Annotated in this window: 12 protein-coding genes; 6 read left to right on the plus strand and 6 right to left on the minus strand. The window is 64.1% G+C overall.

Features of this window, described 5'->3' with window-relative positions; all coding sequences use genetic code 11:
- Positions 1 to 303: 303 nt before the first annotated feature.
- The 3 genes from B5G43_RS11960 to B5G43_RS11970 all read right to left on the minus strand — a co-directional run bounded on the left by B5G43_RS11960 (position 304) and on the right by B5G43_RS11970 (position 3,406).
- Complete coding sequence (locus B5G43_RS11960) at positions 304 to 1,911, minus strand: peptide chain release factor 3 (protein ID WP_087261681.1); 1,608 nt, start codon at positions 1,909 to 1,911, stop codon at positions 304 to 306.
- Between the two features lie 59 nt (positions 1,912 to 1,970).
- The gene (locus B5G43_RS11965) at positions 1,971 to 2,612 is read right to left on the minus strand and encodes an HAD family hydrolase (RefSeq protein WP_087261683.1); all 642 of its coding nucleotides are present in this window, start codon (positions 2,610 to 2,612) and stop codon (positions 1,971 to 1,973) included.
- Between the two features lie 149 nt (positions 2,613 to 2,761).
- Positions 2,762 to 3,406 (minus strand): helix-turn-helix transcriptional regulator, encoded by a 645-nt coding sequence (locus tag B5G43_RS11970; RefSeq protein WP_087261685.1) that lies wholly within the window; start codon positions 3,404 to 3,406, stop codon positions 2,762 to 2,764.
- Positions 3,407 to 3,787: 381 nt separating this feature from the next.
- Between B5G43_RS11970 and ssnA the strand changes: the two genes are divergently transcribed.
- The 4 genes from ssnA to xdh all read left to right on the plus strand — a co-directional run bounded on the left by ssnA (position 3,788) and on the right by xdh (position 11,753).
- On the plus strand, positions 3,788 to 5,128 hold the full coding sequence (ssnA, locus tag B5G43_RS11975) for a putative aminohydrolase SsnA (protein WP_087261687.1): 1,341 nt from the start codon (positions 3,788 to 3,790) through the stop codon (positions 5,126 to 5,128).
- A 311-nt stretch (positions 5,129 to 5,439) separates the two neighbouring features.
- The gene (ygfK, locus tag B5G43_RS11980; RefSeq protein WP_087261689.1) at positions 5,440 to 8,436 is read left to right on the plus strand and encodes a putative selenate reductase subunit YgfK; all 2,997 of its coding nucleotides are present in this window, start codon (positions 5,440 to 5,442) and stop codon (positions 8,434 to 8,436) included.
- A gap of 166 nt (positions 8,437 to 8,602) precedes the next feature.
- On the plus strand, positions 8,603 to 9,151 hold the full coding sequence (locus B5G43_RS11985; protein WP_087261691.1) for a 4Fe-4S binding protein: 549 nt from the start codon (positions 8,603 to 8,605) through the stop codon (positions 9,149 to 9,151).
- A gap of 19 nt (positions 9,152 to 9,170) precedes the next feature.
- Complete coding sequence (gene xdh / locus B5G43_RS11990) at positions 9,171 to 11,753, plus strand: selenium-dependent xanthine dehydrogenase (protein WP_087261693.1); 2,583 nt, start codon at positions 9,171 to 9,173, stop codon at positions 11,751 to 11,753.
- A gap of 55 nt (positions 11,754 to 11,808) precedes the next feature.
- On the opposite strand, the gene B5G43_RS11995 is transcribed toward xdh, so the two are convergent.
- On the minus strand, positions 11,809 to 13,161 hold the full coding sequence (locus B5G43_RS11995) for a radical SAM protein (protein ID WP_087261695.1): 1,353 nt from the start codon (positions 13,159 to 13,161) through the stop codon (positions 11,809 to 11,811).
- Between the two features lie 239 nt (positions 13,162 to 13,400).
- Here B5G43_RS11995 and B5G43_RS12000 point away from each other — a divergent pair, with 239 nt between their 5' ends.
- Positions 13,401 to 14,360: a hypothetical protein gene (locus tag B5G43_RS12000; RefSeq protein WP_087261697.1), complete on the plus strand. Its 960-nt coding sequence runs from the start codon at positions 13,401 to 13,403 to the stop codon at positions 14,358 to 14,360.
- Positions 14,361 to 14,397: 37 nt separating this feature from the next.
- Here B5G43_RS12000 and B5G43_RS12005 read toward each other — a convergent pair whose 3' ends face one another.
- Together B5G43_RS12005 and miaA are read right to left on the minus strand one after the other, a co-directional pair.
- The gene (locus B5G43_RS12005) at positions 14,398 to 14,964 is read right to left on the minus strand and encodes a TetR/AcrR family transcriptional regulator C-terminal domain-containing protein (protein ID WP_087261699.1); all 567 of its coding nucleotides are present in this window, start codon (positions 14,962 to 14,964) and stop codon (positions 14,398 to 14,400) included.
- A gap of 13 nt (positions 14,965 to 14,977) precedes the next feature.
- Complete coding sequence (gene miaA / locus B5G43_RS12010) at positions 14,978 to 15,883, minus strand: tRNA (adenosine(37)-N6)-dimethylallyltransferase MiaA (protein ID WP_087261701.1); 906 nt, start codon at positions 15,881 to 15,883, stop codon at positions 14,978 to 14,980.
- 198 nt (positions 15,884 to 16,081) lie between these two features.
- Here miaA and B5G43_RS12015 point away from each other — a divergent pair.
- Positions 16,082 to 18,037 (plus strand): hypothetical protein (locus B5G43_RS12015; protein ID WP_087261703.1); only part of this gene is annotated, 1,956 nt, incomplete at its 3' end.

Raw genomic sequence — 18,037 nt, forward strand, 5'->3', positions numbered from 1 at the left:
GCCCATATTGCCGGGGTACAACGCTTTCCGGATAGGCGGAAAGCCTGGAATTGGCCACGCCAGGCTAAGGAAATACCGCCGCAGAAGAATGAAGACCGGGATGCGCTTTGGGGGAGTCCAGAGGGGGGTATCCCCCCTCTGGGCTTTCTTTCCCACCGCTTTCTTTGCAAAGAAAGCGGTGCTCCCGCTGAGCAAGCGGCCCGCCCGGCGAGGGCAAACACTCCGGGCTGCCCGGAAAAAAGCAGGGCCGCTGCAGAAGGAAACCCTTCCGCAACGACCCTTTTGATTGAAATAGGATAGAAATTAGAACCGGGCGCCGCCGAACTCGGCCAGCTTGAGGTCCTTGTTCCGGTCCTCCACCCACTGGATGGCCCACTGGGACCCGAAGAGCAGGAGCTGGTTCCCCTTGTAGTCCTCCACCAGCTTGGTGTCGGTGCCCAGGATCAGGTCCTCCTCCTTCAGCGGCTCGGCGTCCTCGTCCTCCCGGACGATCCAGCGCAGGTACTCATAGGGCAGGCCCTCCATGTAGAGGTCCACGTTGTACTCGTTTTTCAGGCGGTACTCCAGCACGTCGAACTGGAGGGTGCCCACCACGCCCACGATGACCTCCTCCATGCCGGAGTAAGGGGTCTTGAAGATCTGGATGGCGCCCTCTTGGGCGATCTGCTCCATGCCCTTCAGGAACTGCTTGCGCTTCATGGTGTCCAGGGAGCGCACCCGCTTGAAGTGCTCGGGGGCGAAGGTGGGGATGGGATCGAATTTGAACTTCTTGGCGGCGGTGCAGAGAGTGTCGCCGATGGAGAAGATACCGGGGTCAAAGACGCCGATGATGTCGCCGGCGTAGGCCTCCTCGATGATTTCCCGCTCGGCGGCCATGAGCTGCTGGGGCCGGGACAGGCGCAGCTTCTTGCCGCCCTGGACGTGATAGACCTCCTTGTCCGCCTCGAACTTGCCGGAGACCACCCGCATGAAGGCGATGCGGTCCCGGTGGGCCTTGTTCATGTTGGCCTGGATCTTAAAGACGAAGGCGGAGAAGTTGTCGTCCATGGAGTCGATGATCTCGTCCCCGGCCTTCCGGGGCAGAGGGGCGGTGGTCATCTGGAGGAAGTGCTCCAGGAAGGGCTCCACGCCGAAGTTGGTGAGGGCGGAGCCAAAGAACACGGGAGAGAGCTTGCCGTGGCGCACCCGGTCCAGGTCGAACTCGGCGGCGGCGCCGTCCAGCAGTTCGATCTCGTCCACCAGCTGCTGGTGGAGGTCCGCGCCGATGAGCCCGTCCAGGTTGGGGTCGCCCAGCTCCACCTCGGTGGCGGTGGCGGCCTTGGCGCCGCCGTTGGAGGTGAAGTGGATGATCTTCTGGCTGCCGCGGTCATAGACGCCCTTAAAATCCTTGCCGCAGCCGATGGGCCAGTTCACCGGGTAGGTCTCGATGCCCAGCTCCTTTTCCAGCTCCTCCAGGAGCTCGAAGGAGTCCCGGGCCTCCCGGTCCATCTTGTTGACAAAGGTAAAGATGGGGATGTCCCGCATGGCGCAGACCTTGAAGAGCTTGCGGGTCTGGGCCTCCACGCCCTTGGCGGCGTCGATGACCATGACGGCGCTGTCGGCGGCCATGAGGGTGCGGTAGGTGTCCTCGGAAAAGTCCTGGTGGCCCGGAGTGTCCAGGATGTTGATGCAGTAGCCCTCGTACTGGAACTGCATGACCGAGGAGGTGACGGAAATGCCGCGCTGCTTCTCGATCTCCATCCAGTCGGAGGTGGCGGCCCGGGTGTTCTTCTTGCCCTTGACCTGGCCGGCCTGGGCGATGGCCCCTCCGTAGAGGAGGAACTTTTCGGTCAGAGTGGTCTTGCCGGCGTCGGGGTGGGAGATGATGGCGAACGTCCGGCGGCGGTTGATCTCAGCTTCATATTTGGACAAGGTAATACCTCCTAAGCGATGTGAAACGATGGGTCAAAGTGCCTTCCATGACGCCCCGGTCACAAGGGCCCCATCCGGTCCACCGCCGTGGGGAGGTCGGTGAACCGCTCCACAAAGGGCACGTCATGGTCGATGGTCCCGAAGCCATAGGCCGCGTGGAGGAAGGGCACCCCGGCGGAGGAGGCGGCGTTGCAATCCCCCTGGGTGTCCCCCACATAGACCGGAAGCTTCAGGCGGTGGCGCTCCACCAGCAGGGCGATGTTCTCCCCCTTGGGCTTACCGGTCTCCCCGGGGCAGGTGAAGTCGGTGAAATACTGCCCCAGGCCGGTGACCGCCAGAAAGCCCTCGATGTAGCCGCTCTGGCAGTTGCTGACGATGAAGAGGGGGCAGCGCGCCGCCAGCTTTTTCAGGGTGTCCTCCACCCCGTCGTAGAGGGTGCCGCCGTGTCTGGCCAGGTAGTCGGCCTGCTCGGCCGCGCACACCGCCATGACCTCGCTCCGCCGCTCCGGCGTCAGGTCCGGCATGAGCTTGGCGGCGATGTCCTCCAGGAGCATCCCCATGCAGCCCCGGATCTCCTCCTCAGCAAAGTGCAGGGGCACGCCGCACTTCTCCAGGCCCCGGTTCCAGGCCGTGCAGATGCCCGCCACCGCGTCCCAGAGGGTGCCGTCCAGGTCAAAGAGGATTCCATCCACGTGTTCCATCGGGGGCTCCGCTCCTTTTCTTCCAAAATGGCGCACCTTCCCGTGCGCACAGTACGTTTTAGTGTATCATGTTCCGCCCGGCCACACAAGGGAATTTCTGCGCAAAAAAAGCCGGCTTCACCGGCTTTTTCCTATGGTGTTTCCCGGGCTTACTTGATCTCCTTGGCCTCGTCGATGTAGCTGTACAGCGTGTACTTGGAAATACCGAAGAACTTGCAGACCTTGTCGCCGCTCTTGGTGATGAGGAAGGCGCCCGTGTTGTTGAGGAACTGGATGGCCTTGACCTTGTCATCCTTGTTCATCAGGGCCACCGGCTTGCCCACCACCTTGACGCTCTGCTCGATGAGCTCGTCCAGCAGGTCGCTGACGTTCCGGGAGATGGCCTCCGGCTCCTGGGTCTCCTGCTCGGTGGAGGTGAACTGCTTCAGGCTGGTCTCCATGGCCAGCATGAGGGTGATGTCGTAGTTGATGCCGAAGATGCCCACGGCGTCCCCGTCATCGTCTCGGATGTAGAAGGTGCTGGACTTCAGGATCTTTCCGTCCCGGGTGCGGGTCAGGTAACAGATGTGGTCCTCCAGCTTGCTGCGGTCGCTGCTCAGGGCCTCCAACACCACGTGGGAGGGGCCATCCCCCACCTTGCGCCCGGTGACATGGCCGTTCTCAATGGCCACGATGGAGCTGTCGGGGTCGTTGGAGATCAGGTCGTGGACCACCACCTCGCAGTTCGGTCCGAACTGTTTGCTGAGTCCCTTCGCCAATCGAAATAAAAAGTGAAGTGTCGATGCGTCGAACATACTCCGGCCTCCTGCTCCTGTGTGTCGTCTTTCCATTCCATTCGTACCTATCATTGTACCACAAATGTGAACAATTACAAGGAAAATGTTCCTGCTAAAAATTTTTTTGGCACTCTAAAAAAGGGTTGCTTTTTCCGGTAAACTATGTTATACTTTCCTCACAAAAGAGGGTTTGACTGTGCAAATCCACCAAAAATAAATGTATATGGTTGTGGCTGCAACGGAGTGCTCTCGCGCACGGGCTGGATGAACGTCTATTACCCATTTGTTGCGGCCGTGGCCGCGCTTTTGAAGGGACGCTCGTCGGAAGGATGGGGTCCTTTTTTTGCGCCATGGACACCGGACGTATGCCAAACCATAAAAAGAAGGAGGACAACCACCATGCTGCTCGTTGGAAATGGTAAGCTCATCACCCGCAATCCCGCCCTCCCCTATCTGGAGGACGGCGCTGTCGTCATCGACGGCGAAGTCGTCAAGGAGATCGGCGGTTATGCCGAGCTGAAGGCCAAGTATCCCGACGCAGAATTTGTGGACGCCAAGGGCGGCGTCATCATGCCCGGTCTCATCAACGTCCACACCCACATCTATTCCGGTCTGGCCCGCGGCCTTTCCATCAACGGCTTCAACCCCACCAACTTCTTTGAGGTTCTGGACGGCCAGTGGTGGTACATCGACCGCCACCTGACCCTGGACGGCACCAAGGCCTGCGCCTACGCCACCATCCTGGACTGCATCCGGGACGGCGTGACCACCATCTTCGACCACCACGCCTCCTTCTGTGAGATCCCCGGCTCCCTCTTCGCCATCAAGGACGTGTGCAAGGAGCTGGGCATGCGCGCCAACCTCTGCTACGAGGTCTCCGAGCGCGACGGCATGGAGAAGTGCGACCAGGCCATCCAGGAGAACGCCGACTTCGCCAAGTGGGTCAAGGAGCAGGACGACGACATGATCAAGGCCATGTTCGGCGGCCACGCCCTGTTCACCATCTCCGACAAGACCTTTGAGAAGATGGTCGAGGCCAACGACGGCATGACCGGCTTCCACATCCACGTGGCCGAGGGCATGAACGACGTGTACGACTCCCTGCAGAACTACGGCTGCCGTCCCATCAACCGCCTGCTGTACAACGGCATCCTGGGCGAGAAGACCATGCTGGGCCACTGCATCCACGTCTCCCCCGCCGAGATGGACATCATCAAGGAGACCAACACCATGGTCTGCCACAACCCCGAGTCCAACATGGGCAACGCCGTGGGCTGCTCCCCCGTGCTGCAGCTGTACAACCGGGGCATCCTCATCGGCCTGGGCACCGACGCCTACACCCACGACATGCTGGAGAGCCTGAAGGTCCTGCTGCCCATGCAGCGCCACAACGTCTGTCAGCCCAACGTGGGCTGGTGCGAGGCCACTGGCATGCTGTTCCAGAACAACGCCAAGATCTGCTCCCGCTACTTCAAGAAGCCTCTGGGCATCCTGGCCGAGGGCGCTGCCGCCGACGTGATCGTCATGGACTACAAGCCCTTCACCCCCTTCTCCGACGCCAACATCGACGGCCACATGCTCTTCGGCATGATGGGCAAGAACTGCCGCACCACCATCATCAACGGCAAGGTCCTCTACAAGGACCGCGAGTTCGTCGGCATCGATGAGGACAAGATCAATGCCTGGTGCATGGAGCAGTCCAAGAAGCTCTGGGGTGAGCTCAACCACTGCACTTACTAAGAGACAACGCCCATTGAGCTTGTCCTCACCAAGCGTTTTGCCCTCGGGCAAAACCTTGATGCCGGGGCGATTCATTCGCCCCGCGCAGATCAAGGATCGGGGTCCCCGCACGGCGTAAGCCGGGTGGGGCCAAGATCAACGCCTGGTGCATGGAGCAGTCCAAGAAGCTCTGGGGTGAGCTCAACCACTGCACTTACTAAGAACGAGATCCGGCGGAGCGGCCGGAAAGGCCGCTCCCCATTCCCCCTTTTTCAGCCCCAAGCCCCAATTTTTCCGCTATCTGAGTGAACGTAATACAGGAGGTAATTCTTATGAGCGATATCATGCGCCCCATGCCGTTCTCCCATCTGATGAACTGGATCCTGAGCGAGTATCATAACCAGGGTTCCATCTTCGGCGTGTCCAAGCTGGTCAAGCACACCAACGGCCAGGCCCTGCCCATTTTCAAGGAGAAGATCGAGTCCCCCTACGGCCCCGCCGCCGGCCCCCACACCCAGCTGGCCCAGAACATCGTGGCCGCTTACGCCGCCGGCAGCCGCTTCTTCGAGGTCAAGACCGTTCAGGTCATGGACGGCGACGAGCTCTCCAAGTGCGTGAACAAGCCCTGCATCACCGCTGCCGACGAGTGCTACAACTGCGAGTGGTCCACCGAGCTGTACGTGCCCCAGGCCTTTGCCGAGTACGTGAAGGCGTGGTTCGCCTGTAAGCTGCTGGCCAAGGAGCTGGGCCTGGGCGATCCCGACGGCTTCGTGTTCAACATGAGCGTGGGCTACGATCTCGCCGGCATCAAGAGCGAGAAGGTGGGCAAGTACATCGAGGGAATGAAGGACGCCTCCCAGACCGAGGTCTGGAAGGAGTGCATGGACTGGGCGCTGGCCAACCTGGACCGCTTCCAGAACGTGGACGAGGCCTATGTCAAGGCCATCTCCCCCAAGGTGTCCGACTCCATCACCGAGTCCACCCTCCACGGCTGCCCCCCCGATGAGATCGAGCGCATCGCCACCTACCTCATCACCGAGAAGGGCCTGAACACCTACATCAAGTGCAACCCCACCCTGCTGGGCTATGAGTTTGCCCGCAAGACCCTGGACGGCCTGGGCTTCGACTACATCGCCTTTGACGACCACCACTTCGTGGAGGACCTGCAGTGGGCCGACGCCATCCCCATGTTCAACCGTCTGCTGAAGCTGACCGCCGAGCGCGGCCTGGAGTTCGGCGTGAAGATCACCAACACCTTCCCCGTGGACGTGAAGGCCGGGGAGCTCCCCAGCGAGGAGATGTACATGTCCGGCCGCTCCCTGTATCCCCTGTCCCTGTCCCTGGCCGGGATGCTCACCAAGGAGTTCGACGGCAAGCTGCGCATCTCCTACTCCGGCGGCGCCGACTACCACTCCATCGGCAAGCTCTTTGACGCCGGCATCTGGCCCATCACCATGGCCACCAACATGCTCAAGCCCGGCGGCTATCAGCGCATGAGCCAGATCGGCGAGCTGCTGATGGACTGCGGCAGCGCCGCCTGGACCGGCGTGGACACCGGCAAGATGGAGGCCCTGGTGAAGGAGTTCGTCACCGACGCCCACTTCCAGAAGCCCATGAAGCCCCTGCCCAGCCGCAAGATGGACAAGAAGGTGCCTCTCATCGACTGCTTCGAGGCCCCCTGCCGCAACGGCTGCCCCATTTCCCAGGACATCCCCGCCTACCTCATGCGGGTCAACGCCGGCAAGTTCGAGGAGGCCCTGGAGATCATCACCCACCGCAACGCCCTGCCCTTCATCACCGGCACCATCTGCTCCCACCGCTGCCAGGACAAGTGCATGCGCAACGCCTATGATGAGAGCGTTTACATCCGCACCCAGAAGCTGAAGGCGGCCGAGGGCGGCTTCGACGCCCTGCTGCCCAAGCTGAAGCCCGCCGCCCCCGTGGCTGGCAAGAAGGTCGCCGTCATCGGCGGTGGCCCCGCCGGTATGTCCGCCGCTTACTTCCTGGGCCGCTCCGGCGTGGACGTCACCGTCTTTGAGCGCAAGGACTCCCTGGGCGGCATCGTGCGCCACGTCATCCCCGCCTTCCGCATCAGCGACGACGCCATCGACAACGATGTGAAGCTGATGAACGCCATGGGCGCCAAGGTGGAGCTGAACCACGAGGTCAAGAGCGTGCAGGAGCTCTTCGATCAGGGCTACACCCACGTCATCCTGGCCACCGGCGCCTGGAACAAGGGCAGCGCCGGCCTGGAGTATGGCGAAGAGATGAACGTCATCGAGTTCCTGGAGAAGGCCAAGAAGGCCCCCGAGAGCCTGGACCTGGGCAAGAACGTGGTGGTCATCGGCGGCGGCAACACCGCTATGGACGCCGCCCGCGCCGCCAAGCGCATCCCCGGCGTGGAGAAGGTCTCCCTGGTCTACCGCCGCACCAAGCGCTACATGCCCGCCGACCAGGAGGAGCTGGAGCTGGCTCTGGAGGACGGCGTGGAGTTCTGTGAGCTGCTCGCCCCCGTGGGCGTGAAGGACGGCGTCCTCACCTGCCACCAGATGGAGCTGGGCGCTCCCGATGCTTCCGGCCGCCGCACCCCCGTGGACACCGGCAAGGTCGTGGAGGTCCCCGCCTGCACCGTCATCACCGCCGTGGGCGAGAAGGTGGACACCGCTCTGTACACCGCCAACGGCCTGGAGGTGGACAACCGCGGCAAGGCCGTGGTGAATGCCGACACCCTGGAGTCCAGCGTGAAGAACGTGTTCGTCATCGGTGACGGCCAGAAGGGCCCCGGCACCGTGGTCGAGGCCATTGCCGGCGCCACCAAGGCCGCCATGGCCATCCAGCCCTTCGAGCTGGACAAGTACGTCGAGAAGAACGTCAACCCCGACTATCAGGCCCCCCTGGCCAAGCGCGGCGAGCTGTGCGACGACTGCAAGAACTGCTCCGAGATCCGCTGCCTGGGCTGCGCCACCGTCTGCGAGACCTGCACCGAGGTCTGCCCCAACCGCGCCAACGTGGCCATCTGGGTCCCCGGCAAGCGCATGCGCCAGATCATCCACGTGGACGGCATGTGCAACGAGTGCGGCAACTGCGGCACCTTCTGCCCCTACGACTCCCGTCCCTACAAGGATAAGTTCACCCTGTTCTGGAGCGAGGAGGACTTCGCCAACAGCGAGAACGAGGGCTTCCTGCGCCTGGACGGCGGCCTGACCCGGGTGCGCCTGGGCGGCCAGGTCAAGGAGTACAACGTGGACGACGCCAACTGCGGCCTCTACGAGGACCTGCGCAAGCTCATCTGCGCCGTGTACGCCAACTACGCCTACCTGCTGAAGTAATCAATTTGACCGGTTAGCCCGCCCTCCCCGCGGCGCCGCGCAAAGCCTCGGCCTGAGTGCCTGAGGCTTTGTGCGCGTGCCGTGGGGCATGGGCGTTCCATCCCTCCTGAAATTGCGGGGGAGCGGGGCCGCCCCAGCCGCCGCTCCCAGGAAAGGACGAACCCAAATGGCTGTTACCACTCAAAAGATCGCCGTGGTGTTCTGCACCGGCGGCGACCGCGCCAACCGCCGCACCGAGGCCAGTACCCTGGGCCTGGACTGCCGCCGGGCCGCCGAGGCCTTCCCCGAGGGCCTGCTGGAGTGCGGCCAGGGCTGCCTGGGTCTGGGCACCTGCGTGGACGCCTGCCCCCTGGAAGCCATCCACATCGGCCCCCACGGCGCCGCCGTGGTGGACCGGGAGCGCTGCGTGGGCTGCGGCGTGTGCGTCGGAGTCTGCCCCCGGAAGGTCATCCACCTGGTGGACGCCTCTACCACCATCCTGCCCCGCTGCTCCAATCAGGATGCCGGCCCCGTGGCCCGCAAGGCCTGTGATGTGAGCTGCATCGCCTGCCGGATCTGCGAAAAGAACTGCCCCGCCGACGCCATCTCCATGGTGGATAACCACGCGGCCATCGACCCCGAGCGCTGCATTTCCTGCGGCATGTGCGCCGTGAAGTGCCCCCGGGGCGTGATCGTGGACGCCGACGGTACTTTCACCGTTTCTGACTTTTCATAATAAGAAAGAGGAACCACAGATGAGCGAGAGCTATACCTTTATCGTCAATGGAATCACCCGCACCACCGAAGAGGATAAGCCCCTGCTGCGCTATCTGCGTGACGACCTGCATCTGTTCTCCGTGAAGGACGGGTGCAGCGAGGGCGCCTGCGGCACCTGTACCATCGTGGTGGACGGCAAGGCGGTGAAGTCCTGCGTCCTCACCACCAAGAAGGCGGTGGGCAAGAACATCCTCACCGTGGAGGGCCTGTCCTACGAGGAGCAGGAGGCCTTTGTCTACGCCTTCGGTAAGGTGGGCGCGGTGCAGTGCGGCTTCTGCATCCCCGGCATGGTCATGGCCGGCAAGGCCCTCATTGACCAGAACCCCAACCCCTCCGAGGAGGACATCAAGAAGGCCATCCGGGGCAACATCTGCCGCTGCACCGGCTACAAGAAGATCATCGAGGGCATCGCCCTCACCGCCGCCATCCTCCGCGGGGACGAGAAGCTGGACCCCGACCTGGAGAAGGGCGACGTCTACGGCGTGGGCGACCGGGCCTTCCGCACCGACGTGCGCGGCAAGGTCCTGGGCAGCGGCGCCTACTGCGACGACCTCTACCTGGACGGCATGGTCCACGCCTCCGCCGTCCGCTCCCAGTATCCCCGGGCCAAGGTGCTGGACATCGACGCCTCCAAGGCTCTGGCCATGCCCGGCGTGCTGGCCGTCCTCACCGCTGAGGACGTGCCCCACAACAAGGTGGGCCACATCCAGCAGGACTGGGACGTGTTCATCGCCAAGGGCGACATCACCCGCTGCGTAGGCGACGCCATCTGCCTGGTGGTGGCCGAGGATGAAAAGACCCTGGAGAAGGCCAAGAAGGTCATCAAGGTCAGCTACGAGCCCCTGGAGCCGGTGCGCAACATCCACGAGGCCATGGCGGAGAACGCCCCCCTGGTCCACTCCAAGGGCAACCTCTGCCAGCAGCGCCACGTGACCCGCGGCGACGCCAAGACCGCCCTGGCCAACTCCAAGTATGTGGTCACCCAGAGCTACACCACCCCCTTCACCGAGCACGCCTTCCTGGAACCCGAGTGCGCCGTGGCCTTCCCCTACAAGGACGGCGTGAAGGTGTACACCTCCGACCAGGGCGTCTACGACACCCGGAAGGAGATCTCCATCATGCTGGGCTGGGACCCCGACCGCATCGTGGTGGAGAACAAGTTCGTGGGCGGCGGCTTCGGCGGCAAGGAGGACGTGTCGGTGCAGCACCTGGCGGTGCTGGCCGCGCTGAAGGTCAACAAGCCGGTCAAGTGCAAGCTCACCCGGCAGGAGTCCATCAACTTTCACCCCAAGCGCCACTACATGGAGGGCACCTTCACCCTGGGCTGCGATGAGAACGGCATTTTCACCGGCCTCGACTGTGAGATCTACTTCGACACCGGCGCCTACGCCTCCCTCTGCGGCCCCGTGCTGGAGCGCGCCTGCACCCACTCCGTGGGCCCCTACTGCTACCAGAACACCGACATCCGGGGTTATGGCTACTACACCAACAATCCTCCCGCCGGCGCCTTCCGCGGCTTCGGCGTGTGCCAGAGCGAGTTCGCTCTGGAGTCCAACATCAACCTGCTGGCCGAGAAGGTGGGCATCTCCCCCTGGGAGATCCGCTACCGCAACGCCATCGAGCCCGGTAAGGTCCTGCCCAACGGCCAGATCGCCGACTGCTCCACCGCGCTGAAGGAGACCCTGCTGGCGGTCAAGGACGTGTACGAGGCCAACAAGGACCACGCGGGCATCGCCTGCGCCATGAAGAACGCCGGCGTGGGCGTGGGCCTGCCCGACAAGGGCCGTTGTAAGCTGGCCGTCCACGAGGGCATGGTGGAGCTCTACTCCGCCGCGTCCGACATCGGCCAGGGCTGCGCCACCGTGTTCCTGCAGATCCTGTCCCAGACCACCGGTCTGCCTCGGGTGCTGCTGCGCAACATGGGCGCCAACTCCGAGGTGGCCCCCGACTCCGGTACCACCTCCGGCTCCCGCCAGACCCTCATCACCGGCGAGGCCGTGCGCATGGCCGCCGCCGACCTGAAGAAGGACATGGACGAAGTGGGCGGGGACCTCGCCAAGCTGGAGGGCAAGGAGTACTTTGCCGAGTTCTTCGAGCCTACCGACAAGCTGGGTGCCGACGTGCCCAACCCCAAGAGCCATGTGGCCTACGGCTTCGCCACCCACGTGGTCATCCTGGATGACGAGGGCAAGGTGAAGGAAGTCTACGCGGCCCACGACTCCGGCAAGGTGGTCAACCCCACCTCCATCCAGGGTCAGATCGAGGGCGGCGTGCTGATGGGTCTGGGCTATGCCCTCACCGAGGACTTCCCCCTGAAGGACTGCGTGCCCCAGGCCAAGTACGGCACCCTGGGCCTGATGCGCTCCAACCAGATCCCCGACATCCACGCCATCTATGTGGAGAAGGAGGAGCTGCTCCCCTTCGCCTACGGCGCCAAGGGTATCGGCGAGATCGCCACCATCCCCACCGCTCCGGCGGCGCAGGGCGCTTACTACGCCCGGGATCACATCCTGCGCACCAAGCTGCCCATGGAGGACACCTACTACCGCAAGAAGAAGTAAGCAGAGCAAATGCCCCCGGATACCGCGGTATCCGGGGGCATTTTTTGTTTGGAGCTTATTCCTTGTGCTCCCCGTTCCAGAGCGCGTCGGCGGTGGGCTTCCAGTGCTCGGCATAGGGGGTGGTGCGGTCACAGAGGGTATCCACGTCCTCCGGCGACTCGTAGTCAGTGGATTTGGCGCCGGTCTCCTTGACCATGGCGCGGAGCTTCTCCGGGTTCTCCAGCATGGGGCAGGGCCGGAGCATGTTGTCGTTGAAGGGCTGCTGGTCGTGGTAGGCCATGAAGATGGGGCTCTTGAGGGCCTCCAGGAGGGTGTGCTCCCGGATGTTCACGTTGGAGTAGTGGATGAACACGCAGGGCTCCACATCGCCCCGGGCGTTGATGTGCAGGTAGCGGCGGCCGCCGGCGATGCACCCGCCCACATACTCGGCGTCGTTCTGGAAGTCCATGGAGAAGATGGGCTTGCTGCCGCGGAAGGCCCGGATGCGGCGGTACATCTCGGTGCGCTGCTCCGGGGTGGGGAGAAGCGCCGGGGCCGCGCCGTTGCCCACGGGCATGTAGTGGAAGAACCAGATGAACAGGGCGCCGGCCTCGATGATCTGGTCGTAGAACTTCTCGCTGCTCACATCATTCCAGTTCTGGCTGGTGTAGCAGGTGGAGATGCCGAAGGGCAGCTTGTGGGCCTTGAGCAACTCCATGGCGTGGGTCACTTTCTGGTAACAGCCCTCGCCCCGGCGGCCGTCGTTGGCCTCCTCGAAGCCCTCCAGGCTGATGGCGGGGACGAAGTTCTTCACCCGCAGCATCTCCTGACAGAATGCCTCATCGATGAGGGTGCCGTTGGTGAAGGACAGGAACTCACAGTCGTTGTGCTTCTCGCACAGCTTCAGGATGTCCGCCTTGCGCACCAGGGGCTCGCCGCCGGTGAAGATGTACATATAGGTGCCCAGCGCCTTGCCCTGGGTGACGATGGAGTCCAGCTCCTCAAAGGTCAGGTTCAGGCGGTTGCCATACTCGGCCGCCCAGCAGCCGGTGCAGTGCATGTTGCAGGCGCTGGTGGGGTCCAGCAGGATGGCCCAGGGCACGTTGCAGTTCTCCCGCCGGGCGGTCTCCTCCTGGGTGGCGCTGCCCAGCAGGCTGGCGTTGAGGATAAAGTTGCGGAAGAAGGTCTCCCGTACCCCCTCGTCCAGAGCGTAGACCTTCATGATAAGCTCGTACCAGTGGTTCTTCTCCCGGATGGCGTTGCGGAATGCGCTCCGCTGGGCCTCGTACCAGTCGTCAGGTGCCAGCTTATCCACCAGATCCATGAGCTTGGGGATATTGGTCTCCGGGTCCTTTTTCAGATAGTCCAGAGCCTGATGGATCGCGGCGGAGAGGGCCGCGTTTTTTGCCTTTTCCACGATGGAATTCATAGCGATCAACCTCATTTCTCCTGCGCGGGGCGCTGGACCAGCCGGGCGCTCCCTCAGGTCAGCTCCTATTTTAAAAGCGCTCCCCTCCCGCGTCACTGGGCAGCCGGGGAAATTTGTGGCATTTTTCGACATTCTCCCAGATTGTTACCTTTTGGGACAGTTTTTCGATTTTGTCCCTTTTCCCCGCCGGAGCCGCTTCTTATTATGGTTTTGAAAGGCTCAGAAAGGACGTGGACCGAATGGAACAGGACACCCTGCGCCGCCGGCTGGTGGAGAGCGTGGTGGAGCGCAGCCTGCGGGGCATCCGCACCGACCCCGAGCGCAGTCTGCGCAAGCTGGTGGATCTGGGCCGTGACCTGGCCCAGGGACCGGGCCAGCAGCGATTTTTTGCCCAGGTACAGCGCGTTCTGGCCCGGAAGGGCTGTCCCTACTACCGTCTGGCCCAGGATCTGGCCACCACGGTGGACCCGTCCCGGCTCCAGACCGTTGGGATCAATCTGGGCTGGAACGGGCTGACGGTGGGCGCCCGGCAGATCCGCGCGCTGGAGCCGCAGCTGGAGCGCCACATCCCCTGGTCGCTGACCCTTTGCCTCAGCGGAGCCCCTTCCTTTGCTCCGGTCTGCGCCCGGCGTCTGGCCGAGGGGCGGGCGTTGGGCATCCGCGTCTACTTCCTCTTCCCCCAGGACCGCCCCGGCGCGGTGGAGCAGGCCGTGGAACTGGCCGGACAGGCCGGGGACTGCGTGTTTTTCCTCTTCCTCCCCCCGCGCTGGCCGGTGGAAACGCTGGCCCGGAGCGCCGCAGACCACCTCATTCTGGGGGTCGACACGGCCGCCCCCGGCTGGCAGGCCGACGCCGGGGCGCTGCGGGCGGCGGGGTGTCTCTACCTCCTCTACCGCCGGTACGACACACCGGCGGAGGCGGAGGACATCTGCTCCGGCCGCTGGGCCCAGCAGCTGCGGACCCACGGAGGCCTGGCCGCCGTCTGTGTGGCGGGGCCCGGCTGTCCCGTCCCGCTCTGCCGCCAGGTCTACCGCTCGGTGCTCTGCGCCCGGCTCAACCCCCGGGAGCCCATTATGCCGGCGGAATTCCGGCTGGACAACCTCAGCGCCGATGCCTGTGTCTCGCCCAACCCCTGTTTGCTCCACCTGGGGCCGGACAGCGCAGACGAGCCTCTCATCCAAAGCCTGCCTCCCCTCTGATGATATGAAAAAAACACCGGCCTATGCCGGTGTTTTTTTACTCTTTGGGCGGATCGATGTACTGCTCCCGCACATGGCGCACCAGCAGCTCCGAGGACTCCCGCATCAGACGCACAAAGTCCTCCGGCGAGAGCCGGGCGCCCTCGGTGAGCCAGCGGATGATGGCCAGGAGCACCGCGTCACTGATGAAGTGGGAGTAAAAGGCGGCCACCTCATCCTGGTGGCCGGGCTCCTTCTCCAGGGCCAGAAAGGGCTCCACCGAGTGGTAGAAGAACTCCCGGAAGTAGTCTCGGAAGGCGTTCTGTCCCCGGACCTCCAGCGCCCGGATATAAAAGGTGCGCTCCTGATAGAAGTAGTCGCACAGAGTGCGCAGAAAGGTCCACTGATCGGTGGGGTCTATGTCCTTGATCTGGGCGATGAACTCGCTCTCGAAGATCCACTCCACCAGGTCATACTTGTCCTTAAAATGGTAGTAGAAGCTCTTCCGGTTCATCTCGCACAGGGCGCAGATCTCCCCCACGCTGATTTTCTCCAGCGGCTGCTGGGCCATGAGCTGCTTGAGCGCCTGGGCCAGAGCCCGCTTGGTGATGTTGGAATCGGCCAAATCCGTTCCCTCCTCACTCTCCCCGCAAAAAGGCGTCGGCCGCCGCCTCCGCCTGGGCCAGGGGATCCCCGGCAGTGTCCAGCCACAGGACGTCCCGGTCCTTTTTGAACCAAACCATCTGCCGCTTGGCAAAGCGCTTGATGGCCCGGCCCAGCTCGTCGATGAGGGCCTCCCGGTCGGGGAGCTTCCCGGTGAGGTACCAGAGGATGTAGCGGTACTCCAGTCCCAGCCCCTCCAGGAAGGCGTCGGTGGCCCCCGCCTTCCGCAGGCGCTCCACCTCCTCCACCATGCCGTCGTCCAGGCGGCGGATGAGCCGCTCGTCAATGCGGCGGCACAGCTCCTCCCGGGGGTAGGTCATACCCAGCTGGAGGACCTGGTAATGGGGGTCCCGGGGGGCCTCGGTCAGGTCCTCCCCGGCCAGCACCTTCTCCAGGGTGCGCACCAGGCGGTGGCGGTTGTTCTCCTCCCCGCCGGTGAGGGTGCGGCCCGTTTTCTCCCGGAAGATGGCATAGAGCTCTTCGGCGCTCTTCCCCTCCAGCTCGGCGCGGAGGGCGGGGTCGGGCTGGCTGTCCCGGAAGGTGTAGCCCTCGGCCACGGCGCGGACGTACAGCCCGGTGCCGCCCACCAGCAGGGGCACCTTGCCCCGGGCCAGGATGTCGTCGATGGCGGCGTAGGCGTCCCGCTGGAACTGGGCCACCGAATAGCTCTCGTTGGGGTCCACCACATCCAGCAGATGGTGGGGCACGCCCCCCATCTCCTCCTCGGTGACCTTGCCGGTGCCCAGGTCCAGGCCCCGGTACACCTGGCGGGAGTCGGCCGAGACGATCTCGCCCCCCACATGCCGGGCCAGCTCCACCCCCAGTCCGCTCTTGCCGCAGGCGGTGGTGCCCAGGATCACGATCAGCTTCGGCAGCGCCATGTTCTCCACTCCTTTTGTCCCTATTGGGCCCTATTGTACCACAAAAAGCCCGCGGGAGGCAACCGCCCGCCTCGCCGGGGTTGACGGGCTGTGACAGACCTTTTATAATTAACATAATCTCTTAAAATGTCTCAAAAAGGGGGAGATTCCTCCCCCGTTCCGTCTCGACCGGATTCCATATAGATAGGAGTGAATCACTTGACACGAGAACTGGACAACATCCGCGGGATGCTCTCCAATCTGGAGGACCTGCGCGCCCACAGCGCCGCTCTCGCCCAGCGACTCCCCGCCCTGGAACAGGCCCTGAAGGAGCAGCACTGGCTGGACCAGGGGGATGTGAACGACCTGGCGGACCAGCTGCGGCGCTTCACCCTCTCCCAGCAGACCTTCCTGACCTGGGCCCAGCAGACCCTGGGCCACGGCACCGATACCATGGGTGAGCTCAAGGACCTGCTGGACCAGCAGGAGCGCACTCTGGTGCAGCAGGAGGCGCAGCTGCGGCCCTGCCTGGATTTTCTGGCTCTGAGCACCGAGGATGGAGCGCTGAAGCCCCTGCTGGCCCAGCGCCAGGAAGCCCTCCGCCAGGCCATGGACAGCGGTTCCGACCTGGAGCTGTGGTCCAACGGCTGCGGCGCGCTGCTGGAGCAGCTCACCGCCCGGGATTACGGCCGCATCGGCGCCCTGATGGAGCAGTACGGCACCCTCTTTGACTTCCCCCTGGTGGCCGGTATCTACAGCGGGGCCATTCTCGCGCCCGCCCCCGAAGCGGAGCCCACCGTCACCGTGGCGGACGAGGCCCCGGTGGAGGAGCCCGCTGCCCCTGTGGAGAACGAAGTCCCCGCCGAGGAGCCCACGGCTCCTGTGGAAGAGGCACCTGCTGAGGAGCCCGCCGCCCCTGTGGAGAACGAAGTCCCCGCCGAGGAGCCCACGGCTCCTGTGGAAGAGGCACCTGCTGAGGAGCCCGCCGCCCCTGTCGAAAATGACGCCCCCGCGGAGGACGAGGCCCCCGCCGAAGAGCCCGGCTGGCCCGGCGTGGCTGCCCCCTGCTCCGACGGCGTCCTCACCTTCGCCGGTCCCCGCCGCTTTGAGCCCCCCAGCACCAAGAAATTTCAGGACATGTTCCGCCGCCCCGATTTCCGGGAGCTCTACTATAAACTGCGCACCTACCTGATTTTTACCGAGGAAGAGCACCGCGCCCAGCCCGATTTCTCCGACGTGATCCTGCGCCAGAGCGTGCGTGAGGGCTATGTGACCCAGGCCACTGCGCCGGACGGCAGCATTTTCTACTTCCCCTCTCCCAAGCTGCTGGCCGCCGTGCGCAAGTCCGGCGTGCAGCGCTGCCTGGAGCACTACGGCAGTCACCCCATCCCCAGCGCGCCGGACGAGAATGACCTCACGCCGGAGCTGATGAAGCAGCCCGAGGCCGTGTACCGCGCTCTAAAATGCCTCTATGACGACCAGCGGCTGAAAAACTGGGAGTCCAACCGCCTGTGCCAGTGGCAGGACCGGGTCTGTTACGAGACTTACATCCGCTTTGAGACCAAGGGCATCGAGCCGGTCTTTTGCCGCGTGGTGGCCCTGGTGGAACCCGGCGCGGACCGCCGGGCGGCCTTCCTGGAGCGGCTCTCCACCTTCTTCCCGGAGCGGGAGGAGCCGGTCTGGGCGGTGGTGCCCACCCGGGCTGAGATCCCCCAGTGGCAGGACTACTTGGTCTCCCACGGCCTGACCGCCCCCTCCTGGCTGCCCCTGGACGAGCCTGGCCGCATCATTACCCCCGAGGGCGAGGACCTCTCCCTCACCGATCTGTTTTTGACCACCCCGGCTGACGAGCCCACTCCCGTGGAAGAACCTGCCCCCGCTGAGGAACCTGCTCCCGCCGAAGAGCCTGTCCCCGTCGAGGAACCTGCCCCCGTGGAGGAGCCTGCCCCTGTGGAGGAGCCTGTCCCCGCTGAGGAGCCCACCCCCGTGGAGGAACCTGCCCCTGCTGAGGAGCCCGTCCCTGTCGAGGAGCCCGCTCCCGTGGAGGAGCCCACTCCCGTCGAAGAGCCTGTCCCCGTGGAGGAGCCCGCCCCCGTGGAGGAGCCTGTCCCCGTCGAAGAGCCCGCTCACGCCGAGGAGCCTGCCCCCGTGGAGGAGCCCGCCCCTGTGGAAGAG

The sequence above is a fragment of the Flavonifractor sp. An92 genome (assembly GCF_002159175.1).
Lineage (GTDB): Bacteria > Bacillota > Clostridia > Oscillospirales > Oscillospiraceae > Pseudoflavonifractor_A.